Genomic DNA, 22,633 nt, shown 5'->3' on the forward strand with positions numbered 1-22,633 from the left:
GTCGACCACTCTGGAGGTACCGCCGGTTCCCGGCCGGCACGACCTGGGAGGTTGGAATGGACACCATGCACGCGGTGCGCGGCCACCGGCGGGGCGGCCCCGAGCAGCTGACCTACGAGGTCGCCCCGCGTCCGGCGCCAGGCCGGGGAGAGGTCCTGGTCGAGGTGCGGTCCGCGTCCATCACACCGGACGAACTGGCCTGGGACGCGACCTGGACCGACAGCCTCGACGACAGCGGCAGCGAGCGGGTGCCCATCGTGCCGTCGAAGGAGGTGTCGGGTGTCGTCGCCGAGCTCGGCCCCGAGGTGTCGCACTGGGACGTCGGCGACGAGGTGTACGGGCTGATCCCGTTCACCCGGGACGGGGCCGCGGCGGAGTTCGTCGCCGTCCCCGCGGCCGTACTCGCCGCCAAGCCCGCCAGGCTCGACCACGACCACGCGGCGGCGCTGCCGCTGGCCGGGCTGACGGCCTGGCAGGGTCTGGTCGAGCACGGCGGCCTGCGCCCCGGTGCCCGGGTGCTGGTGCAGGGCGGCGCGGGCGGGGTGGGCTCCTTCGCGGTGCAGGTCGCGGTCTCACTCGGCGCCTCGGTCACCGCGACGGCCGGCGCCGAAGCCGCCGACTTCGTACGCGAGCTGGGCGCCGAACAGGTCATCGACTACCGGAGCGAACGCTTCGAGGAGCAGGTCAAGGACGTCGACCTGGTCTTCGACACCGTCGGCGGCGACACCCAGGAGCGCTCCTGGAGGGTATTGCGTCCCGGCGGCCGTCTGGTGAGCATCGTCGCCCCGCCCGACGCCACGAAGGAGGGCGGCAGGTTCTTCATCGTGGAACCGGACCGCTCCGGGCTGGAGGAGCTGTCCCGCCTGGTCGCGGACGGCGAACTGGCCCCGCCCGTCGACCGCGTCTTCCCCCTCGATCAGACCGCGCAGGCGTATGCGGCACTGGAACAGGGCCACCGCCGGGGCAAGATCGTGCTGCACGTCTCCTGAGCCCACACCGGACACGCAGGTCGTCGAGCCGTGGCCGCGGCTCAGGAAGCCGAGGCCGAGCGAGTGAGCCAGTCGTACGCGGTCTGTGCGGTGAACTCGCGCTGACCGCCGCGCAGGAGCAGACCCGCCGTGGCGAACTCCCGGTCGTCGGCCTGTGCGGCGACGTACGGGACGGCGATGCAGCGCATCCCGGCCGCGTGTGCGGCGGCGGCGCCCGGAGCGGCGTCCTCCAGGACCACGCAGTCCGCCGGGTCGGCGTCCAGACGGCGCGCCGCTTCCAGGAAGACGTCCGGGGCGGGCTTGCCGTGCGCGACCTCGTCGGCCGAGACGACGGTCGTCAGATGGGCGGCCAGGCCGGTGCCCGTCAGGATCGCCTCGATCGCGGCGGGTGCGGAGCCCGAGGCCACGGCCGTCGGAACGCCCTCGGCGGCCAGCAGTTCCACGAACTTCCGCATCTCCGGGTACACGTGCGTGGCGGCGCGGGCCAGCTCCAGATAGCGCCGGTTCATGTCGGCGAGCAGGGCGTCCAGCGGGGGCCGCAGGCCGTAGCGCTCCCTCCAGAGCGCCACCGTCTCCCGGGTGCTGATGCCGACGTAGCGCTCGTGCTCGGTCCAGGTGAAGCCGGTGATGCCCTGCTCGGCGAGCGTCTGGCGGCCGGCCTCGAAATAGTTCGGCTCGCTGTCCACGAGTGTGCCGTCGAGATCGAAGATGACCGAAGTACGGCCGAGAGTGCTCATGGGATCCAGGATGCCAAGCGAGGACCGGGCGCGGCCGATCACCCCTGTGCCACCCGTCAGCTTCTGGTCGCACGCCCGATCGACTCAACCAGCGGCAGCACCCGGTGCGGAACCCGCTCGCGCAGTGCCACCTCGGTGCGGGTGCGGACGACACCGGGCATGCTGATGAGCGCCTGGATCACGTCCTCCAGGTGGGCGTTGTCGCGCGCCACGACCCGGGTGAGCAGATCGCCGCCGCCCGTGATCGAGAACGCCTCGATGATCTCCGGTACGGCGGACAGCGCGTCGCCGACCTCGTCGAGGTGGCCCTGCGTGACCTCGATGTGCACGAAGGCGAGGACAGGGTGGCCGAGCGCCGCGGGGGACAGCGAGGGGCCCGTACCGGTGATCACCCCGTCCCGTTCCAGCCGGTCGAGGCGGGCCTGGAGCGTGCCGCGGGCGACGCCGAGCATGCGGGCGTACTCGCGCACGCTGGTGCGCGGCTGCTCCAGCAGGAGCCGCAGGATGCGGGTGTCGAGTTCGTCCACGGCCATGATCCACCGGCCTCCCTGCCGCCTGGGCTGATCTTCTTCGACCGTACCAATGGCTCAGCCCGCCGAGAGCCCGGTGGGCCGGTTCACCTCCTCCCGCTCAGTTGTCCGCCGCGCCGCGTTTGCCGGTGCGCCGCCCACCGCGTTACCTGGAGAGGTGGCGCAGGGCTCGAGGAGCGGCGAGGAGCGACGATGATCACGCAGGAGCAGGTCGACCGCATTCTCCGGCTCGGCGGGAGCGGGCTCCCGTTCGTCTCCCTCTACCTTCCGGTGCAACCGGACCAGCCCGGCCGTCGTACGTACCGGGCCCGGCTGGCCGGCCTGCTGGAGGGCATCAGGCCGCTCGCGGACGACCGCTCGCTGGAGCACGCCGTACGGCTCTCGCTGCACGACGACATCGCGAAGATCGAGCAGAGGCTCGGCGAGGAACCTCAGCGGCCCGGCACCGTCGTCGTCTTCTCCTGCAGTGGCCACGGCGTCTACGAGGAGGTGTGGCTGCCGCGCGCCACCCACGAACGCGTCGTGGTGGACGCGGACCCCTATGTCCGTCCGATGCTGGCGGTGCTCGACGAGTACGACCGCACCTGCGCGGTCGTCGTGGACGAGGTCACCGCACAGGTCTGGGAGTACCACCTGGACGAGGTCCGGGAGCTGGAGGCGATCCGTGACCGGATGCTGCGGGAACCCGAGCACGCCGAGGGGCTCGACGAGGTCCGGGTCCGCGACAGGGCCGACGAGCTGAGCAAAAGGCACTACCGGCGGCTCATCGGCGAGCTCAAGCGCCTGTTCAAGGAGGGAGGCTTCGATCTGCTGGCCATCGGCGGGCACCTCTACCAGGTACCGGCCTTCATCGAGTTCCTCCCCCGTGACCTGCACGACCGGCTCGTCGGCCGCTTCACCGTCGACCGCGGCACCGCGACCGCCACCGACATCCGGGACAAGGTTCGTGTCCTCGTCACCGACCGCGCGTACCAGGAGCAGGAGCGGCTGGTGGGCGAGATCCTCGAGTCCGTCGCGACCAAGCACCACGCGACGGTCGGGCTCGACGACACCCTGTGGGCGGGCTCGCTGGCCGCGATCCGGACGCTGGCCGTGGACGCGGAGGCCGTCGCTCCGGGAGTCGTCTGCGACCGCGACGGGCTGCTGGCCCGCACGGGGGAGCGGTGCCCCCTGTGCGCAGACGCCCTGCGCGAGGTCCCCGACGTCATCGAGGAACTGGTGAAGAGCGTCAACGAGGACGGCGGCGAGGTCCGCCACATCGAGAGGGAGACGGACCTGCACACGCACCTGACCGGGGCCCTGCTGCGCTTCGAGCTCCCCGCGCACCCGGTCGACACGGAGTGATGCCAATGGCATCCACATGGCTCCCCGCACCGCTCGTGTGACTGTGCCAATGGTCCAGTCATGCGGAGTCCACTTGAGCCGACAGCCCCGATGATGCTGTGATGGGCGGGTCGATGGCGCTGCGGGACCCCCGCGGCGCCTTTTGCATGCCTGAAGTACAGGCTGAGCTCAAGGGGCGGGGAAACAGTGCTGAAGAGGGTGTTCGTGGCACCGGACCCGGGCCGGCTGCGGCTGCGCGGCGCCATCCGGGCCGTCCTCGGCATCGGCCTGGCGGTGGCCCTGTGCGGCGTCACCGGTTCCTCCCTCGCGGGTGCGGTCGCGGGAGGACTCGCGGCGCTGCTCGCCCTCTTCACGGTCACCGACGCCACGGTGCGCGGACAGCTGGCGACGACGGCGCTGCTGCCCGTGGCGGGCCTTCCTGTCCTGGCTCTCGCGGCCACCCTGCACGACCATCCGACGGCGCGCGGCGCGGCCTTCCTCGCCGTCGTCGGCGCCGGTGTGTACGCCCGGCGCTGGGGCGCGCGCGGCCATGCCCTCGGCGTCTTCGGGTTCATGGCCTTCTTCATGGCGCAGTTCCTGCACACCGTGCCCGCGCGACTGCCCGAGCTGTACGGCGCCGTACTGCTCGCCCTCCTCGCGTCCTCGGCGGTCCGATTCGGACTGTGGTGCTACGAGCGCCGGATGCCGCCCGCCGCCCCGCCCGTCCCCCCGGCCGGCCGGGGCCTCACCCGTCCCACCACCCGCCAGGCGGTCCAGGCCGTCGTGGCCGCCGCCTTCGCCCTGGGCGTCGGAAGCCTGCTGTCCCAGGAGCGCTGGTACTGGGCCGTCGGCGCCGCCTGGTGGATCTTCGTCAACACCACCTCGCGCGGCGAGACCCTGATCCGCGGCTACCGCCGGGTCCTCGGAACGGTGATCGGCATCGCCCTCGGGGCCTCGGTCGTCGTCCCCCTGCACGGTGCGCCCGTACCGACCGTGGTCCTGCTCGCCGTGTGTGTGTTCGTCATCTTCTACAGTGCCGCGGTCTCGTACACCTGGATGATGCTCGCGGTGACGGTGATGGCCGAGCTGCTGTACGGGATGTTCGGCGTGCTGGACCAGCACCTGGTCGTGCTGCGTCTGGCAGAGACCGGCATCGGGGCGATCGGCGCCGCGCTGGCGGTCCTGCTCGTGCTGCCGGTCACCACGCACGCCACGACGGACGCCTGGATCGTACGGGCGATCCAGTGCGTCCACGCCTGCACGACCGAGGCCGCGGCCCGTCTGAACGGCTCCTCCACCGCCGACCCCGCGGCACGCGTCGCGGAGCTGGAGACCGTGCTGAACAAGGTGCGGCTCTCGCTCACACCCCTTCTGCACCCCCTCAATCCCCTGCGCGCCCGTGGCCGCAGGGCGCGCCAGGTACTCGCGGCGCTGAACACCTGCGCCCGGGAGGTACGGGGCCTCGCCGCCATCGCGTCGGACCCCGTGGCCTCCTGCGACAACCGCCTCACCGTCGCGTGCGAGCGCGTCGAGAGGGCCGTCGAGGCACTCACCTCATCCGAACCGCGTCGGATCACGGTCCAGGCCGGAACACCTCCCCTGGAAGAGCCGGTACTCGCACACCTGCACGGACTCGAGCGGGCACTCGCCGAACTCGCCGCGCCCCTTCTGCACCCCCGCGCTTCGAACCCCGTGCGCGTCTGACACGCGCGAGGCACGTGCACGGGCCACGTAGAGGGTGGATCACCGCCCGGGCGGGGTAACCCCGCGGCTATCGGACGCACGGAACCCGCGGACCGTGCGGGAGCGGCCCGCGGGCCAAGCCGCTTGGGGGTGGCACCATGCGGGACTTCCCGCGAGGAACCGGACAGGGAGAGCGCTTCGGCGAGGACGGGAGCGCGCGGCACCCGATGCCGTGGGCCGACGGGCCGGGCGGCTGGCTGGACCGTGTTCCGGCAGGTCGCAGCGCCCGCGCAGCGACCCCGACCGCACTGCCTTACGCCGGCGGTGCCCGGCGGACGCAGCCGTCCGTCCCGGGTCTCGGCGGGCGCCTGATACCCGTGCCGGGCCGTTTTGACGCCCCGACGTCGCACGACGACTCCCCGCCGTACGCACTCCTGCGCGCCGCCGCCGAGTTCCTCACCCTCCGCCACACCGAGGAGCGCCTCGGCGACCCGGCCCGGCGCATCGCCGCCGCGCGGGCCGAGATCGCGGAGACCGGCACCTACCGCCACACCACCGAGGAACTCGCCTTCGGTGCCCGGGTCGCCTGGCGCAACGCCAACCGCTGCATCGGGCGCCTGTACTGGCGGTCCCTGTGCGTCCGTGACCGCAGGGACGTGCGGACGGCCGAGGACGTCGCCGAGGCGTCGGCGGACCATCTGCGGGAGGCCGGCGGCGAGGGCAGGATCAGGGCGCTCATCACCGTCTTCGCGCCCGACCGGCCGGGCCGCCCCGGGCCACGGATCTGGAACGAACAGCTCATCCGGTACGCCGGCTACGCCCGCCCGGACGGTGGCGTGACCGGCGATCCGCGCAACGCGGGGCTCACCGCGCTGGCCCGGCGGCTCGGCTGGCCCGGTGGCCCCGGCACCCCGTTCGACGTCCTGCCGCTGGTGATCCAGGGTGCCGACGGCAGGCCCGACGACCCACCCCGCTGGTTCACGCTGCCGCAGGACGCGGTGCTCGAAGTGGAGCTCGCCCACCCCGAGTACACCTGGTGGCGCTCGCTCGGACTGCGCTGGCACGCCGTGCCCGCGCTCGCCAACATGTGCCTGGAGATCGGCGGCATCTGCTACCCGGCGGCCCCGTTCAACGGCTGGTACATGGGCACCGAGATAGGCGCCCGCAACCTCGCCGACACCGACCGCTACAACCTCCTGCCGTACCTCGCCGACCGCCTCGGCCTCGACACCCGCACCGACCGCTCGCTGTGGAAGGACCGCGCCCTCGTCGAACTCAACCGCTCCGTCCTGCACTCCTTCGACCGCGCGGGCGTCACCGTCACCGACCACCACACCGAGTCCCGGCGCTTCCTCACCCACCTGGGCCGCGAGGAGAGCAAGGGCCGCCGGGTCGGCGCGGACTGGTCGTGGATCGTGCCGCCCATCTCCGGCAGCGCCACCCCCGTCTTCCACCGCACCTACGAGACCGTGGAACGGCATCCCGCGTACGTCCACCACCCGCAGGCGCGCGCACGGGCACTCGGGGAGACGGGCGGGCCCTTGGTCTAGACCGTTGGTCGCCGACTGCTACCGTCGGCCCCGGACAGCGCGGGACCGAGAGGGGAACGGCAGTGGCAGACGGCGGCACGCGGGAACAGCGGGCGTTCATCGGCTCGTTCACGGCGGCGGGAGGCCCCGGCGTCCTCACCGCGGCCGTGGACCGCGGCAGCGGCGCACTGACCCTCCTGAGCGCGGTGGACGGCGTACCCGATCCCTCGTACCTCGCCCTGTCGCCGGTCCACGACATGCTCTACGCGGTCAGCGAGACGGCCGACGGCGCGGTGGCCGCGTACCGGGTGGACGGCGACGAGCCGAAGCCCGCCGGGCCGTTGGTCTCCGTCGGAGGCAGCGGCCCCACGCACCTCAGCGTGTGCGCAGGACACGTCCTGACCGCCAACTACGGCTCCGGCAGTGTCACGGCCCTGCCCGTGCGCGACGACGGCACGCTCGTCGGCGCCGCCTCCAGCGTGCTCCAGCACAAGGGCCGCGGCCCGCACCCCCGGCGCCAGCAGAACCCGCACGCCCACCAGGTGCAGCCCGACCCGAGCGGGCGCTGGGCCGTCAGCGTCGACCTCGGCACGGACTCCGTGCGGGTGTGCGCGCTGGACGGCGGCCGGCTGACACTGCACCGCGAGATCGCGCTGCGCCCCGGCTCCGGGCCCCGCCACCTGGCCTTCCACCCGCGCGGCGAACACGCGTACGTGCTCAACGAACTCGCCCCCACGGTCACCGTCTGCCGCTGGAGTGCCCAGGAAGGCTCTCTGCGTACCGTCGGAGAGACGCCGGTGCTCTCAGGGGTTGCGGACGGTGACGCGTACCCCTCGGGCATCGTGGTGTCGCCCGACGGGCGCTTCGTGTGGACCGCCACCCGCGGCCAGGACGTCGTCTCCGTGCTCAGGCCCGACGCGGTGGGCGAAGGGCTGCGGCTGGTCGCCACGGTGCCCTGCGGCGGCACCTGGCCGCGCGCGCTGGCCCTCGACCCCTCGGGGCGCTTCCTGTACGCCGCCAACGAGCGCTCGGGGGACGTGACCTGGTTCGCGGTCGACCCGGACACGGGGGTGCCGCGACGGGGCGGCTCGGTGGAGGTTCCGGCGGCGTCCTGCGTGGTCCTCGGCTGACCCGCCCGGCGGTGGCCCGCTGCCGCGGCGGGAGTCGCCGACGTACGACCCGCCGACGTACGAGAGAGCCGACGAGAGAAGGGCCCGCTCCGGTGAGAGGAGCGGGCCCTTCGACGTGCGAGGGGTGGTGCCTGGGCGGTCAGCGGGCCGGCGCGCCCTGCGGCTGCTGCGGGGCGATGCCCAGCGCCGTCGTGTACTTGGCCAGCGCGAGCTTGCCGATCGCCGGGTACGGGCCGAGCGCCTCGGCGGCGGAGCAGCCCGCCTCCTTGGCGGCCGCGTCCAGCAGACCGGCGTCGATCTCCGGTCCGATCAGGTACGGAGCCAGGGCGAGCTGCTGAGAGCCCGAGCCGCGCAGCTGCTCGGCGGTGGCCGCGATCGCGCCCTCCTCGTCCAGCGCCGCCGCCATGACCGGCACGGCGAGCCGCGCGGCGAGGAGCATGCCGGTGATCCCGGCCGCCTGTACGGCCTCTTCGCCGCCCACGGAGGCGAGGATGATGCCGTCGGCGGCCGTGGCCACGGTGAACAGCCGGGCACGGTCGGCGCGCGCCAGACCCGCCTCGGACAGACGTACGTGCAACGCCTCCGCGAGCAGCGGGTGGGGGCCGAGAACGTCGGTCAGGTCGGCCGCGATCCGGCTCTCCATGACGGCCTGGCGGACCCGGCGCAGCAACGCGTTGTCCGGGCCGGCGAGCAGCGGCACCACGACGGCGACGGGGCCGTCGGGCTCGGTCACATCCGCACCGGCGGCACGAGCCTGCTCATAGCGGGCGGTGCGCTCCTCGGCGGCACGCGTGAGCACGGACTGCAGCGTGGGGAACTCGGCGTCGTCCCCGTCGAGGTACCCGATCCGGGCGTCGAGGCCGGGCAGCTCGGAGCGCGCGATGCTCACGACCTCCTCGGCGAGGCTGCGCGTGGCCGCGCTGGAGGTGCCCGGCACCGCGAGGACGAGCGCAGGCGCGCCCTCGGGAGCCGCCAGCGGCTCGGGTCGGCGGTGCCGCCCGGGCTGGCGAGGCCGCGGCATTCGTACTGGCAGGCCGGACGCGGGCCCAGTGGGGGAGCTCATGGCGACGCATGTTACTGGTTTCTTGGGCTCCCCTGTTCGGGGAGGGTGCAGGTGAGCGGTATCCGTCCCCTTTTGTCTGATGAGTTACGCGTGGATCAGAAATGATCAGTGTGGCCGGACTCTCCGGTGCGGTGGTGCTCCCGTCACGACCGGCGCGGGAGCCGACTTCACTTGTCCGACAGGGTGGATGAATCCCCCTTTCGGGGGACGGATGGCGAGGTCGTGCCCTTTTCGGTCATCACATAGAGCATGTGTACGTCTCGGGGGAGCGTGAGCCGGTCGCCCGCCAGGTCGACGGCGATACGTACGGCGCCGTCCAGCGGGGTGCCCGCGGCAGGTACCTGCCGGGCGTGCGGCAACCGCTCCGTCAACTCCGCGCGCAGCGGTACGAGGAGAGGGGCGCCCATCTTGAACAGCCCCCCGGTGAGAGCGACCCGGTCCTCCCCGGTGTCCGGGCAGACGGCGGCCGCGGAGTCGGCCAGGTGCCGGGCGGCGGCGCGCAGCACGTCGCGCGCGACGGGGTCGCCGACGGCGGACGCGGCGCATGCGGCCACCTCGGGCGCGAAGGAGGCGAGTACGGCGGGCCGGTCGGTGCGTGGATACAGCTTGCCCGGCAACCCGGCCACCGGCCCGAACATCTCCTCGGCCCGCGCCAGTAGCTGCGTCGACCCGCCTGGGCGCCCGTCGAAGGCCCGCAAGGCCGCCTCGAGCCCGGCGCGGCCGATCCACGCCCCGCCGCCGCAGTCGCCGAGCAGATGGCCCCAACCGTCCGCCCTTCGCCAGCTGCCCAGATCGGTGCCGACCGCGATCATGCCGGTGCCCGCGGCGATCACCGCGCCCGGCCGGGGGCCGAGCGCGCCGACGTACGCGGTCACCGCGTCAGCGGCCAACGCGAGCCGCCGCACGCCGAGTTCGCGCTCCAGTGCGGAGGGCAGCTCGGCGCGCAGCGCGTCGCCGAGGGTGGCGAGACCCGCCGCTCCGACGGCGACGGCCCCGAGTTCCTCCGTCCCGTTGGCCGCCATCAACTCCCGGGCCATCGGGAGCAACTGCTCCAGCAGATGTGCGGCGTCGATGCCGCGCGGGCCGGTGCGGACCGGCTCCTTGGAGGTCAGCGGAACGCCCACGACATGCCCGCGCACGGCCAGCGCCGCCCGCAGCCCCGAGCCACCCGAGTCCACCGCCAGCACACCGGCCGACACGTGGGAGGGACGCAACAGGCTCCCCTCCTCTCTGCTGACCGGCCGCCGGTCGATCGGTTGGGTGATCGGCTCGATGATCTCGGCGCGGAGGAAGACTAGCGCCGAGAGGCGGGTCCGCGCGCGGCGCTCGTCCGTATGAATCCGTAGGAATGTGTCACGGCGTGTGCCAGTAGAGTGGCACGTCGTGGCACCACGACCCTTGCATGAACTCATCGAAGCAGGCTGGGCGAAGGCTCTGGAACCTGCGGCCGAACGCATCGCCGCCATGGGGGACTTCCTCCGGGCCGAGATAGCGGCGGGCCGGACCTATCTCCCGGCCGGGGCGAATGTCCTACGGGCCTTCCAGCAGCCTTTCGACGACGTCCGCGTGTTGATCGTCGGCCAGGATCCTTACCCCACGCCGGGGATGGCCATCGGGCTGAGTTTCGCCGTGTCGCCCGAGGTGCGTTCACTGCCGGGCAGCCTGGAGAACATCTTCCGGGAACTGCACACGGACCTGGGGCTGCCGAGGCCCTCCAATGGCGATCTGACGCCCTGGACCGAGCAGGGGGTGCTGCTGCTCAACAGGGCGCTGACGACGGCGCCCCGCCAGCCCGCGGCGCACCGGGGCAAGGGCTGGGAAGAGGTCACGGAGCAGGCGATCCGGGCGCTCGTCGCGCGGGAGAAGCCGCTGGTGTCGATCCTGTGGGGGCGTGACGCCCGCAATCTGCGGCCGCTGCTCGGGGATCTCCCGGCGATCGAGTCCGCGCACCCCTCACCGATGTCGGCCGATCGCGGCTTCTTCGGCTCGCGTCCGTTCAGCCGGGCCAACGAGCTGTTGGAGAGGCAGGGCGTCCAGCCGGTGGACTGGCGCCTGCCGTAGAGCGGTCACCGGATCTCGTGCCACCCGCGAGGGTTTTGGGGTTCACGGCGACGATCCACCCTGCGGTCACGAACACCGTCCGCGGGGTGGGCGAGCGCCTCGCCGTGGGGGCAGGCGCTGGGCCAACTGGCGTGCCCGGCCGACGACTTCGCGTGGGGCGCGCTGGTCACCGTGTACTCGGAGCCCCTGGCCGATGACCGGGTGCCTCGAGGAACTGGTCGCGGGATGCCGCCGGTTGGGGCGCGATCGCCACGGAGCTCCCCGACGGCCTGACCGGGCCGGCGGCCGAGGCGGTCCACGTTTTCGGGCGGCATCGTGCAACCCCGCCATCGCCGAGCGCGTCGACGTGCACGAGACTGTGCTCCGCGACTGCGTTCCGCAGCTCGTCCGCACCGGCCCGGGAGGGACCAACAGCATGATCATTTTTGGCACCAGGGGATACCTGTACCAGCTCGCGATACTGACGCTGGTGTGTGGCAGCTGCGGCAATCCCTCGGCGCACACGCTCCGCAAGCGTGTCACGAAGTTCACGCTGTTCTTCGTGCCGCTGTTCCCGATCTCGTCGAAGTACGCGACGCAGTGCACCTTCTGCGGCGTGGAGCAGAAGGCGACCAAGGAGCAGGCGGAGCAGCTGCAGGTGCAGGCCGCGAGCGCGCACGCCGCCCAGCAGTACGGCCAGCCGCAGCAGCCCCAGCAGCCGTACCAGGCCTGAGCCGGGGGCGGGGGCCGGCGCGGCGGTTCGTCGACGGCGCCGTGCCCCCCGCGGACGGCGCCGGTCCGCCGCCGACCCCTTCCGCGCGAGTCGTCCAGGCCACATTCCGTGCCGCATCGGTCGGAAATGTCCCTTGTCGGGCCATGATGGACTACTTGGACATGGCTTCTCGACGGAAGGGAACCCTCTCATGGGTCTGATCGGATCGATCGGCCTGATCCTGCATCCCCGGCGCAATCCGGGACCGGTCATCGAGTCGGTCGTGCAGTGGGCCCGCAAGAACGATGCCGAGGTGCTGGGGCTGCCGGACGAGGTGGGCCGTATCGACTGCAGCGCCGTGGCCGTACCGGATGAGGACCTCGTCGCCCGGGCTGACCTGGTCGTCAGTCTCGGCGGGGACGGGACCATGCTCCGTTCCATGAGGCTGCTGTCCGGAAGCGCCACTCCGGTGCTCGGCGTCAACCTGGGCCGGCTGGGCTTCCTCGCGGAGATCGATGTCGACGAGCTCCAGTCGGCGCTGGACCGGATCGACAGCGGCCAGTTCACCACCGAGGCCCGGATGGCCGTACGAACGCGCCTCCCGGACGGGCGCGAGGTCCGTGCGTTCAACGACATCGCCCTCGTACGGGTACCCGGCAGCGGCATGGCCGCCATCGCGATCCGGCTCCAGGGCGAGGAGTTCATCCGCTACGCCGCCGACGCCGTCGTGGTCTCCACCTCGACCGGATCCACGGCGTACAGCTTCGCCGCGGGCGGCCCGATCCTCTCGCCCCGGGTGGAAGCCATCCTGGTTGTTCCCGCCAGCGCGCACTCGTCGTTCGACCGGGCGCTCGCCCTGCCCGCGGACGAGGACGTCACCCTCGAACTGCTCCCCACGACCGGGCGACTGGCGGTCGAGGTCGACGGCGAGGTGCTCGGCTACCTCGACGCGGGCGACCGGGTCACCGTGTCAGCATGCCCCGCGGCTGCTCAGGTCGTACGCCTGGGCGGTACGACGTTCTACCAGCGAGCACGCAGAAAACTCGGCATCAAAGGAAGTATCGAAGCGGGCGCGCGCACCTCCCAGGACCCCGCAGACCCCATGGCAGGGCCCTGAAGAGCGGGCCGAGGAACGCGTCGTGAGCGGCACAGCGGCCGACCCGGGGAGGCCCGGGCACCGCGACCCGACTCGGCGACCGGGGCTCAGTCCTGCCGGCCGACCCCTTCAAGCGCCGCCCGTTGCCGCGCGGCGCGCACCGCCGCCGACAGCGAGGCGATGTCGTAGGCGCCGTAGTGGCGGCGGCCGTTGACGAAGAACGTCGGGGTGCCCGAGACACCGCTGAGGTCGGCGGACTCCACGTCCGCCGCGACCCGGGCCGTCCCCGTGCCTTCGCGGAGATCCTTGCGGAAGCGTTCGGTGTCGAGGCCGATCTCCTCGGCGTAGCGGAGCAGGTCCTTCGGCCGCAGGTCACCCTGGTGCTGCATCAGCAGATCGTGCATCTCCCAGTACCCGTCCTGGTGGGCCGCGGCCTCGGCGGCCTCCGCGGCGAACTGGGCGTTCGGATGGACGTCGGTCAGCGGCAGATGCCGCCACACGTAGCGCACGTCGCCGAAGTCGGCGAGCAGCTCGCGGACCACGGGCTCGGCCAGGCCGCAGTACGAGCACTCGAAGTCCCCGTACTCGACGAGCGTCACGGGCGCCTTCAGCGGGCCGCGTACGTGGTCGCGGTCCACGTCCACGGGGTCGCTGAGGTCGACGATGGTGGTGCCCGTACCGAGGAGGGCCCGGATACGGGAACGCTTGGGAAGGGCGCCGATCACCGAGGTGACCAGCCAGGTGAGGAGGAACGCGCCCACCACGGCGGCGAGGATGCCGACCTTCGCCTCCGCCAGCCGGGCCCCGTCGAAGGCGAGCGTCGCGATGAGCAGGGACACGGTGAACCCCACTCCCGCCAGGGTGCCGCCCGCGGTGACGGCGCCCCAGCCGACCGGCGGGTGCAGCCGCCCGCGGCTGGCGCGTGTCGTGAGCCAGGTGGCGCCGATGATGCCGAGCGGCTTGCCGAGCACGTAGCCGAGGAGGATGCCGAGGGCGATCGGTGAGGTGAAGGCATGGGCCAACTGGTCGGCGCTGATGGTGATGCCGGCGTTGGCGAGGGCGAACAGCGGCACGATCACATAGCTCGTCCAGGGGTGGAACATCCGTGTGAGCCGGTCGTTGGGCGAGAGCGTCGAGGCGATCCCGCGCCGTACGGAGCGCTCCAGTTCCGGCGTCGGCTGCTCGCGGAAGCGCCGGAAGAGATGGCTGGCTCGTTCCAGGTCGACGCGCTCGGCGGGGTAGGCGTAGGTGAGCAGGCCCATCGCGAGCCCGGTCACGACCGGATCCACCCCCGACTTGAGCAGCGCGACCCACACCGCCGCGCCCAGCACCGCGTACAGGGCGGGAATGCGCATCCCGAGGGTGCGCCGCACCAGCACGACGGCCGCGAAGAGGCCGAGCGCCGTCAGCAGCGCGGGCAGGGCCAGGGCGCCGCTGTAGGCGACGGCGATCACGGCCAGCGCCAGAAAGTCGTCCACGACGGAGACGGTGAGGATGAAGACCCGCAGACTGTTGGGCAGCCGTGCCCCGAAGAGGGCGAGCATGCCCAGGGCGAAGGCCGTGTCCGTCGACATGGCGGCGCCCCAGCCGTGCAGGGAGTCGTGGCCCGCATTGAGAGCGAGGTAGATCGCGATCGGCACGACCATGCCGCTGAGCCCGGCGAGCAGCGGCAACGTGACCCTTCTGCGCTCCCGCAACTCGCCCAGGTCGAACTCCCGGCGCGCCTCGAGTCCCACGACGAAGAAGAACAGCGTCATCAGCCCGCTGTTCACCCACTCCCGCAGGTGCAGGGAGACTCCGCCCGCCCCGATGCGGACCGACAGCTCGGTGCTCCAGAAGGCCTCGTACGTGCCCGGCCCCAGGTTGGCCCAGGCGAGGGCCGCGAGCGTGGCGGCCAGCAGAACCGCGGCACTGCCGGTCTCGGTCTGCAGGAAGGAGCGCAGCGGACCGCGCCCGCCCTTGCCGCACACGGTCTGCCCCGACATGGGCGAGGTCTCAGCTGGCACAGTCACTCCCTGATTCTCGCCCCGCGCGTGGTCCGGCACGCGACGAAACGGTGTCGGGGAGGAGATCCGCTCAGTGGTCGGCGACGAGGTCCCTGATGGCCTTGACGACGTCGGCGGGGGCCTCCTCGGCCATGAAGTGACCGCAGGAGACGGTCGTGTGCCGCAGGTCGGGTGCCCAGGCGCGCCACCGCGCGGCGGCGTCGAAGCCGAGGGCCGCGCCCCAGTCCTGCTGGAGAACGGCCACGGGCATCCGCAGCCGGTTCCCGGCAGCACGGTCGGCCCGGTCGTGTTCGACGTCGATGCCGGCCGAGGCGCGGTAGTCGGCGACGATGGAGGGGACGGCCGCGCGGGAAGCCGCCAGGTAGGCGGCGCGGATCTCGTCCGGGATCGCCCTCGGGTCCCGCGTCCAGATGTCGAGGAAATGACCGAAGAAGACGTCCGCGGCGGCGTGGATCATCCGCTCGGGCAGACCCGGCGGCTGGGCCATCAGGTAGAGGTGGAAGCCGACGGCCGCGCCGGTGCCCTGCATCACGTCCCACATGTCCAGCGTGGGCAGCACGTCGAGCGAGACGAGATGGGTGATCGCCTCGGGGTGGTCCAGGCCTGCGCGGATGGCGACCAGCGCGCCCCGGTCGTGTCCCGCCAGCGCGAAACGCTCGTGGCCCAGGGCGCGGGCGAGCGAGACGACGTCGGCGGCCATGGTGCGCTTGGCGTACGCGTTCCCGTCGGCGCTGGTGTCGGCGGGCTTGTCGCTGGCACCGTAGCCCCGCAGGTCGGGACAGATGACGGTGTGGTCGGCCGCGAGGTCGGCGGCCACGTGCCGCCACATCAGGTGGGTCTGCGGGAAACCGTGCAGCAGCACGATCGGACTGCCCGATCCGGCGACGGCGACGTGGAGCGCGACCTGGTCGGCGACGGGGACGCGCCGGTAGTCGAAGCCGGGGATGGTCGGTGCCATGGTTCGCCCTTTCTGGAAGGCGGAAGCGGAAGGTGTCGGACACGACGAGCCTGCCGGGCGCGAATCAGCAGATGATCAGCGCGTGATCAGTACGGGGTCAGCACGTCGTCGGCGCAGTACCGTGGCGAGGGTGTCGGGAGAGGCGAGAGGGGTGCGGGTCGCGTTCGGTGTGCTCGGACCGACCGTGGCCGAGAGCGACGGCCGCGCGCTCGCGCTGAAGGGACCGAGGCACCGGGCCGTGCTGGCTCGGCTGGTGGTGGCCCGCCGCAGGGTCGTCCCTGTTGCCTACCTGGTCGGCGACCTGTGGACGGATCCCCCGCCCGGCGCCGTGGGCGCCGTACAGACCTTCGTCGCCGCGCTGCGACGCGTCCTGGAGCCGGACCGGCCGTCCCGGGCCCCCGCCCGGCTGCTGGTCACGGACGGCCCCGGGTACGCGCTGCGCCCGGAGCCGGACGCCGTGGACGCCTGGTGCTTCGAGACGGCCGTCGGCGCCGCCGCGCGACTGCCGGCCACGCAGGCGCTGCCGCGACTGGAGGAGGCGCTGGCACTGTGGCGCGGGCCCGCCTACGCCGAGTTCGAGGAGGAGGACTGGGCCCGGGGCGAGCGCTCCCGCCTCGCCGAGCTGCGGCTCCAGGCGGTGGAGCAGCGGGCCCGGACGCAGCTGGACCTCGGCCTGGCCGCCGAGGCGGTGCCCGACCTGGAAGTACACCTCGCCGCTCACCCCTGGCGCGAGGACGCCTGGCGGCTGCTGGCGCTGGCGCTCTACCGGCAGGACCGCCAAGGGGATGCTCTGGGCGTGCTGCGCAGAGCCCGGGCGGTCCTGGCCGACCAGCTGGGGGTGGACCCCGGGCCCCGGCTGCGCCACCTGGAGGCGGACATCCTCGCCCAGGATCCGGGGCTCGATCCTCCGGCCGGGCCGACGGCGACCGCGGCCCGGCTGTGGACACGGACGGCGGCGGCCTACGACCGTACGGTCGCCGCCGGTGCCCGGGCCCGGTTGGAGACGACGGTGAGCCTGATCCGCAACCTCGCGGTCACCGGGGGCGGTGGGCTCGCGGCCGCCAGGCAGCACCGTATGGAGGCCGTCGCGGCGGCGGAGGAGTTCGGCGACCCGGACCTGACCGCCCGGGTGATCGGCGCCTACGACGTCCCCGCGATCTGGACCCGCAGCGACGATCCGGAGCTGGCCCGACGGATCGTCGAGGCCGCCGAGCGCGCCCTCACCGCTTCGCCGGGCGACGCGCACGAGGCCGCGCGGTGTCGCCTGCTGGCCACGATCGCCCTGGAGACGCGCGGCAGCCGAGCACCACGCGGCCCCCAGGCCGCCCGCGAGGCGGAGGAGATCGCCCGTCGTCTCGACGATCCCGCGCTGCTGGCGTTCGCGCTGAACGGCGCGTTCATGCAGTCCTTCACCCGCGCGGGCCTGGCCCCACGGCGTGACGAGATCGGCGCGGAGCTGGTCGAACTGGCCGCCCGGCACGACCTGGTGACCTATGAGGTACTCGGTCACCTCATCCGGCTCCAGGCACGCGGCGCGCTGGCCGACTTCGCCGCGGCCGACCGTCATGCCGCCGCCGTGGACCGGCTGGCCGAGCGCCACGAGCTGCCGCTCGCGGGCGTCTTCACCCAGTGGTACCGGGCGTTGCGGCGGGCCGCGTCCGGGCAACCGGCGGGGGCCGAGACCGCCTATCGGGATGCCGCCGCACGGCTGGACGGCGCCGGGATGCCGGGCCTGGCACGTGGGCTTCTCCCGTTCGCCCTGCTGTGCCTGCGGGTGCGGCACAGGAGGACGTGGTCCGACACCGGTCCAGGGGGTACCGATTCGGGGGGTACCGGTCCAGGGCCGGTCGAGATCGACCTGGGGGAGGACTGGGGCCCGTACCGCCCTTGGGCCGCGCCCTTCGCCCTGCTGGCATCCGGACACCGGGCCGAGGCACGGGCGGCACTGCGCGCGCTCCCGGAGCCGCCACGCGATCTGATGTACGAGGCGTGCTGCTGCCTGGAGGCCGTGGTCGCGCGGGAGGTCGGTGACCGGGACGTCCTGGAGCGGGCCCGCACCCGCCTGCTGCCGGCCGCCGGGGAACTCGCCGGCGCGGGCAGTGGCCTGATCACCCTCGGCCCCGTCGAGGACCACCTCGCCGACATCACCACCGCGCTGCGGACACCGACGAGTCCAGTTCCGCCCAGATGATCTTTCCCTCGTGTGTGTGCCGGGTGCCCCAGCGGTGCGCGAGCTGGGCGACGAGGAAGAGGCCGCGTCCCCCTTCGTCGGTGGTCCGGGCGTGCCGCAGCCGCGGGGAGCTGTTGCTGGTGTCGGTGACCTCGCAGATCAGACGGGATGCGCGCAGCAGCCGCAGTCGCACGGGGCCCGGTGCGTAGCGCACCGCGTTGGTGACCAGCTCGCTGACGACGAGTTCGGTCTCCATGGCCAGCTCTTCCAGTCCCCATGCACGGAGTTGGCGGGTGGCGAGGGCGCGGGCCCCGGCCACGGCGGCGGGATCGCAGGCCACGTCCCACGAGGCGACGTGGTCGGCGCTGAGCGCGTGCGTGCGCGCCACGAGGAACGCGACATCGTCGGACTGCGGCGTGGAGGTCAGGCCCCGCACGTTGGCGCAGAGCGTCTCGAGCGGGAGATCGCAAGGGCGCAGGGCGTCCCCGAGGTGGGCCATTGCGACGTCGACGTCCCGCTCGCCGCCTTCGATGAGGCCGTCGGTGTAGAGGCCGATCAGGCTGTTCTCGGCGAGTTCGATGTCGACTGCCTCGAACGGGAGTCCACCCAGCCCCAGTGGCGGACCGGCCGGCAGTTCCGGGAAGCTGACCCGGCCCTCCGGAGTCACGAGGATGGGCGGCGGATGGCCGGCCCGGGCGAGCGTGCACTTCCGTGTGACCGGGTCGTAGATGGCGTACAGGCAGGTGGCACCCATCACCGCGGTCCGGATCAGGTCGGCCGACGCGTCATGGGACTCCTCCTCGCTGAGGCGGAGCACGAGGTCGTCGAGGTGGGCCAGGAGCTCGTCGGGCGGCAGATCCATGTCGGCGAGCGTCTGCACCGCGGTGCGCAGCCGGCCCATCGTGGCGGCCGCACTCAGACCGTGGCCGACCACATCGCCCACGACCAGGCCGACTCGGGCTCCGGACAACGGGATGACATCGAACCAGTCCCCGCCCACACCGTCCTTGGCGTCCGCGGGCAGATACATGGAGGCCACGTCCACGGCCATGCCGCCCTCCAGCGTATGGGGCAGAAGGCTGCGCTGGAGCGTCAGCGTGGCGTGGTGCTCCCGTGTGTAGCGGCGGGCGTTGTCGACGCAGACGGCCGCTCGTGCGACCAGTTCCCGGGCGAGCAGGACGTCGTCCGAGGTGAAGGGAGCCGGGTTCTGCGAGCGGACGAAGGTGGTGAGGCCGAGGACGGTGTCCCGGGCCCGCATCGGCACGGAGATGAGTGAGTGAAGTCCGAACTCGCGCATGCTCGATGTCCTGGACGGCTGTTCGACGACCCATTGAGGGTTGTCGGGGTTCAGCACCGGTATGAGGACGGGCTCGCCGTTCACGAGGAGGTCGAGATCGTGCGGGGGAGGGATGAAGTCCACCGGATCGCCGACCTGGGCGATCGCTTCCGGACACCCCTCCCGGACGGAACTCATGCCCGCCCGCCGCATCACCGGCCCCGTCACCGCCGGACCCGCGTCGGACAGCCAGGTTCCTCGCCCCTCGGTGCCCTCGGTGCCCTCGGTGCCCTCGGTGCCCTCGGTGCTGAAGACCGGCTCCAGCAGATCCACGATGGCGAAGTCGGCGAACCGGGGCACGGCGAAGTCGGCCAGCTCCTGAGCCGTCTCCATGACGTCCAGGGTGCTGCCCACACAGGCGCCGGCCTCATTGACCATGGAGATCAGTTGGCGGGCGTTCCACCGGTCGGTGACGTCGAGCACCATGTAGCAGATGTCCGTGACGGCGCCCTCGACGTCCACCAGGGGAAAGAACGACGTGGAGTAGGCGTGCTGCCGATGCGGGTCGGCCCAGCTCCAGCCCAGGTACTCGAAGTCGCTGACCGGCTCGCCGGTCCGCAGTACCTTGCGCATCACGTCCTCGATGGTCTCCGCGTGGAGGCCCGGGAAGAGGTCGGTCAGGCGCCGGCCCAGACGCTGCTCACGCGGTATGCCGCCGATGCTCTCCAGGGTGTTGTTGACCCAGGTGCAGCGCAGGTCCATGTCCACGATGGCCATTCCCACGGGCGAACGGATCAGGAACCCGTCCAGCACGGACTGCCCCATGGCCCAGCGCGTGATGCGCTCCCGTGCCGAGAGGAGAAAACACTCGTCGTCGCCGACCTGGAACGACGCGGAAACCCGCAGGTTCACCGCGACACGACGGCCGTCGCGATGCGACAGCGTGACCACACCGCTCCAGGCCCGGCCCCCACGGCAGCGCTCCATGATCGCCGCTACGCGGCAGGGGTCTTCGGGCACCGCCAGCAGACGGCCGACGGAGCCCCCGACGACCTCGCGGGCCGAACGGCCGAGGAGTTCTTCCGCGCTTCTGGTCCAGCCGATCACCATGCCGGCCAGGGTGACGATCGCCGCCGCGTCCGAGGCTGCTTCTTCCACACCGATACAGGGCTCTGTGCCGGGACCTTCGCCCGATTCCGGAATCGCAGGTGTCACGTCTTCACCGCCATCCCCATACCTCCATGCTCGCGCCTCCTGCAGCGGCGCGCCAGCGGCACAAGGGACCGTTCGACGCGGTGAATTCGCTACCGGTCGGGTCGGCACCACCACGGCGGGTGACCGACGCCGGATGTCGTCCCAGGGGCGGCTCCCGGGCCTCAGCCGACGACCGCGGCGCGTACGCACAGCACGTCCGGCAGATGAGAGGCCAGTTGCCGCCAGCTGTCCCCGTCGTCCGCCGACGCGTACACCTCGCCGTTGCGATTGCCGAAGTACACACCCGCCGGGTCCGCGCCGTCCGTGCAGAGCGCGTCGCGCAGCACCGTGCCGTAGTGGTCCTCCGTGGGCAGCCCCGCCGTCAGCGGATCCCAGGTCCTGCCGGCGTCCTGCGTACGGAAGACACGACAGCGCCGGTCGGCAGGGACGCGGTCCGCGTCCGCGTTGATCGGGAAGACGTACGCCGTGTCGCCGCGGTGCGGATGCGCGGCCACCGCGAACCCGAAGGTGGACGGCAGGTCCGCGCCGATGTCGGTCCACTCACCGCCCGCGTCGTCGCTGCGGTACACACCCCAGTGGTTCTGGAGGTAGAGCCGGTCCGGGGTCGACGCGTCCTGTGCGATCTTGTGCACGCACTGACCGAACTCCGGGTTCGGATCCGGCAGGAACACCGCGGAGACACCGGAGTTGGACGGCTTCCAGCTCGCCCCGCCGTCGTGCGTACGGAACACCCCTGCCGTGGAGACGGCGACCGTGACGGCCGCTGGGTCGCGCTGGTCGGTGAGGACGGTGTGCAGGCCCTCGCCACCGCCGCCCGGCACCCACTGCGACCGGGTGGGGTGCTCCCACAGGGCCCGGACCAGCTCGAAGGACTCGCCCCTGTCCTCGGAGCGGTACAGTGCGGCCGGCTCCGTGCCCGCGTACACCACGTCCGGCTCGGCCGCCGCCGGGTGCAACTGCCACACCCGCTCCAGCGAAGCCCCGGTGTCCTTGGGGAACTTGACGGCCGGCTGGGCCGGTTCGGTCCATGTCCGCCCCAGGTCGTCGGAGTGGAAGACGGACGGACCCCAGTGCGCGCTGTCCCCTCCGGCCAGCAGCCGTGGTGTCTCGCCGCGGGTGTCGATCGCGACCGAGTACACGGCCTGCGCGTTGAAGTACGGACTGTCGTCGAACTCCCAGGCGGCGGCGCGCCGCCGTCCGATGAACAGCCCTTTGCGTGTACCGACGGTGAGCAGTACTTCGGCCATGCCGATCACCTCCGCGACGACGTCGTCTCAGACATCGGCCAGTCTGCACCCCGGCACTGACAGTCTCCCCTGTGCGCTGAATTTCCGCAGGTCAGCCGGGTGGCGTCGGTGATCGGCGACGTCTCTTCCCGGCCGGCGCGCCTACGGGTGGTGGATGGCCGGAATCCTGGAACGCACGGGTCGTGGGACTCGTTGTGAGCATCGGAGGGACCGATCCCGTATGGGAGGGCGATGTGGCATGTCCGTGCGGTCGTGAGGAGGACGCCATCGATGGCGGCATTCCGTGGTCCGAAGGCTCCGAAGGTGTGGCTGTGGCGATGGCGGCGCAATCCGCTGCGGCGTCGCAGTGACGCGCTGGAGGCCTGGATCGTGCTCGTCGCCTGGGCGCTCACCGCGCTCGGCGGGGTGCTCACCGGTCTGCTGGCGACGCAGTCCGTGGAGAACGGCCTCGCCAGGCAGCGGGCCGAGTGGCACTCGGTGCTGGCGTTGCTCAACGACGACGTGCCGAAGTCGACCGCGTCGGCGAACGACGCCGACATGGTCTGGGCGAAGGTCCACTGGTCCGCGGCGGACGGCTCGCCGCACGCCGGCCAGGCTCGGGTGTCCGTCGGCAGCCCCGCGGGCACCCCGGTGACGGTATGGACGGACGCCCACGGCCGCCTCGTCACCAAGCCTCCCACGCCCTCCCAGGCCCAAGTGCGTGCCGCGCTGGTGGGCGTTCTGGTGGGGGTGAGTGTCGCGGGTGTGCCGTTCATCGGCGGACAGCTGGTACGCGGACGAATGGAACGGCGGCGCATGGCGCAGTGGGACGAGGACTGGCAACGGGTCGGCCCCCTGTGGGGGCGGAAGACAGGCTGAGGGGAGCGGGGTCTGGGTGTGGAGCGGGGGCCTGGGGAGGGGGAGGGTTACGGGGCCGGGGCGCCGGACGC

General features: G+C 72.4%; 18 protein-coding genes. 10 read left to right on the forward strand and 8 right to left on the reverse strand.

Features of this window, described 5'->3' with window-relative positions; genetic code table 11:
• Window positions 1-56: 56 nt before the first annotated feature.
• On the forward strand, window positions 57-989 hold the full coding sequence (locus ACIRA5_RS02145) for an NADP-dependent oxidoreductase (RefSeq protein ID WP_403686328.1): 933 nt from the start codon (window positions 57-59) through the stop codon (window positions 987-989).
• Window positions 990-1,030: 41 nt separating this feature from the next.
• Here the strand turns inward: ACIRA5_RS02145 and ACIRA5_RS02150 are convergent, their stop codons facing one another.
• Together ACIRA5_RS02150 and ACIRA5_RS02155 are read right to left on the reverse strand one after the other, a co-directional pair.
• Complete coding sequence (locus ACIRA5_RS02150; RefSeq protein ID WP_403686329.1) at window positions 1,031-1,726, reverse strand: HAD family hydrolase; 696 nt, start codon at window positions 1,724-1,726, stop codon at window positions 1,031-1,033.
• 56 nt (window positions 1,727-1,782) lie between these two features.
• Window positions 1,783-2,259 (reverse strand): Lrp/AsnC family transcriptional regulator, encoded by a 477-nt coding sequence (locus ACIRA5_RS02155; protein WP_352050844.1) that lies wholly within the window; start codon window positions 2,257-2,259, stop codon window positions 1,783-1,785.
• 189 nt (window positions 2,260-2,448) lie between these two features.
• Here ACIRA5_RS02155 and ACIRA5_RS02160 point away from each other — a divergent pair, with 189 nt between their 5' ends.
• The 4 genes from ACIRA5_RS02160 to ACIRA5_RS02175 all read left to right on the forward strand — a co-directional run bounded on the left by ACIRA5_RS02160 (window position 2,449) and on the right by ACIRA5_RS02175 (window position 7,921).
• The gene (locus tag ACIRA5_RS02160) at window positions 2,449-3,600 is read left to right on the forward strand and encodes a hypothetical protein (RefSeq protein ID WP_403686332.1); all 1,152 of its coding nucleotides are present in this window, start codon (window positions 2,449-2,451) and stop codon (window positions 3,598-3,600) included.
• 186 nt (window positions 3,601-3,786) lie between these two features.
• Complete coding sequence (locus tag ACIRA5_RS02165) at window positions 3,787-5,283, forward strand: FUSC family protein (RefSeq protein ID WP_403686334.1); 1,497 nt, start codon at window positions 3,787-3,789, stop codon at window positions 5,281-5,283.
• 137 nt (window positions 5,284-5,420) lie between these two features.
• The gene (locus ACIRA5_RS02170; protein ID WP_403686335.1) at window positions 5,421-6,812 is read left to right on the forward strand and encodes a nitric oxide synthase oxygenase; all 1,392 of its coding nucleotides are present in this window, start codon (window positions 5,421-5,423) and stop codon (window positions 6,810-6,812) included.
• A 62-nt stretch (window positions 6,813-6,874) separates the two neighbouring features.
• Entirely contained in the window at window positions 6,875-7,921 is a 1,047-nt protein-coding gene (locus ACIRA5_RS02175) for a lactonase family protein (RefSeq protein WP_403686336.1), read from the forward strand.
• Between the two features lie 139 nt (window positions 7,922-8,060).
• Here ACIRA5_RS02175 and ACIRA5_RS02180 read toward each other — a convergent pair whose 3' ends face one another.
• Window positions 8,061-8,984 (reverse strand): sirohydrochlorin chelatase, encoded by a 924-nt coding sequence (locus tag ACIRA5_RS02180; protein ID WP_211118650.1) that lies wholly within the window; start codon window positions 8,982-8,984, stop codon window positions 8,061-8,063.
• A 167-nt stretch (window positions 8,985-9,151) separates the two neighbouring features.
• On the reverse strand, window positions 9,152-10,198 hold the full coding sequence (locus ACIRA5_RS02185; RefSeq protein ID WP_403686337.1) for an N-acetylglucosamine kinase: 1,047 nt from the start codon (window positions 10,196-10,198) through the stop codon (window positions 9,152-9,154).
• Between the two features lie 169 nt (window positions 10,199-10,367).
• Between ACIRA5_RS02185 and ACIRA5_RS02190 the strand changes: the two genes are divergently transcribed.
• The 3 genes from ACIRA5_RS02190 (at window position 10,368) to ACIRA5_RS02200 (ending at window position 12,853) form a co-directional block, all read left to right on the forward strand.
• Window positions 10,368-11,045, forward strand: a complete 678-nt coding sequence (locus tag ACIRA5_RS02190) for a uracil-DNA glycosylase (RefSeq protein WP_067372796.1) — start codon at window positions 10,368-10,370, stop codon at window positions 11,043-11,045.
• Between the two features lie 415 nt (window positions 11,046-11,460).
• Window positions 11,461-11,757: a zinc-ribbon domain-containing protein gene (locus ACIRA5_RS02195; RefSeq protein WP_403686338.1), complete on the forward strand. Its 297-nt coding sequence runs from the start codon at window positions 11,461-11,463 to the stop codon at window positions 11,755-11,757.
• A gap of 190 nt (window positions 11,758-11,947) precedes the next feature.
• Window positions 11,948-12,853: an NAD(+)/NADH kinase gene (locus ACIRA5_RS02200; RefSeq protein WP_403686339.1), complete on the forward strand. Its 906-nt coding sequence runs from the start codon at window positions 11,948-11,950 to the stop codon at window positions 12,851-12,853.
• An 86-nt stretch (window positions 12,854-12,939) separates the two neighbouring features.
• On the opposite strand, the gene nhaA is transcribed toward ACIRA5_RS02200, so the two are convergent.
• Window positions 12,940-14,817 carry a Na+/H+ antiporter NhaA gene (gene nhaA, locus ACIRA5_RS02205; protein WP_403687207.1) on the reverse strand — a complete coding sequence of 626 codons (1,878 nt, stop codon included), beginning with the start codon at window positions 14,815-14,817 and terminating at the stop codon, window positions 12,940-12,942.
• A 91-nt stretch (window positions 14,818-14,908) separates the two neighbouring features.
• Window positions 14,909-15,796 (reverse strand): alpha/beta fold hydrolase, encoded by an 888-nt coding sequence (locus ACIRA5_RS02210; protein WP_403686341.1) that lies wholly within the window; start codon window positions 15,794-15,796, stop codon window positions 14,909-14,911.
• Between the two features lie 151 nt (window positions 15,797-15,947).
• Here ACIRA5_RS02210 and ACIRA5_RS02215 point away from each other — a divergent pair, with 151 nt between their 5' ends.
• Window positions 15,948-17,987, forward strand: a complete 2,040-nt coding sequence (locus tag ACIRA5_RS02215; RefSeq protein ID WP_403687210.1) for a BTAD domain-containing putative transcriptional regulator — start codon at window positions 15,948-15,950, stop codon at window positions 17,985-17,987.
• Here ACIRA5_RS02215 and ACIRA5_RS02220 read toward each other — a convergent pair.
• Together ACIRA5_RS02220 and ACIRA5_RS02225 are read right to left on the reverse strand one after the other, a co-directional pair.
• On the reverse strand, window positions 17,941-20,445 hold the full coding sequence (locus ACIRA5_RS02220; protein WP_403687213.1) for a SpoIIE family protein phosphatase: 2,505 nt from the start codon (window positions 20,443-20,445) through the stop codon (window positions 17,941-17,943). The genes ACIRA5_RS02215 and ACIRA5_RS02220 overlap by 47 nt on opposite strands.
• Before the next feature lie 173 nt (window positions 20,446-20,618).
• The gene (locus ACIRA5_RS02225; protein ID WP_403686343.1) at window positions 20,619-21,704 is read right to left on the reverse strand and encodes a WD40/YVTN/BNR-like repeat-containing protein; all 1,086 of its coding nucleotides are present in this window, start codon (window positions 21,702-21,704) and stop codon (window positions 20,619-20,621) included.
• A 270-nt stretch (window positions 21,705-21,974) separates the two neighbouring features.
• Here ACIRA5_RS02225 and ACIRA5_RS02230 point away from each other — a divergent pair, with 270 nt between their 5' ends.
• Window positions 21,975-22,562 carry a hypothetical protein gene (locus tag ACIRA5_RS02230; protein WP_403686345.1) on the forward strand — a complete coding sequence of 196 codons (588 nt, stop codon included), beginning with the start codon at window positions 21,975-21,977 and terminating at the stop codon, window positions 22,560-22,562.
• The last annotated feature ends 71 nt before the right edge of the window (window positions 22,563-22,633 follow it).

This window comes from Streptomyces sp. NPDC096311, assembly GCF_044763085.1.
Classification (GTDB): Bacteria; Actinomycetota; Actinomycetes; order Streptomycetales; family Streptomycetaceae; genus Streptomyces.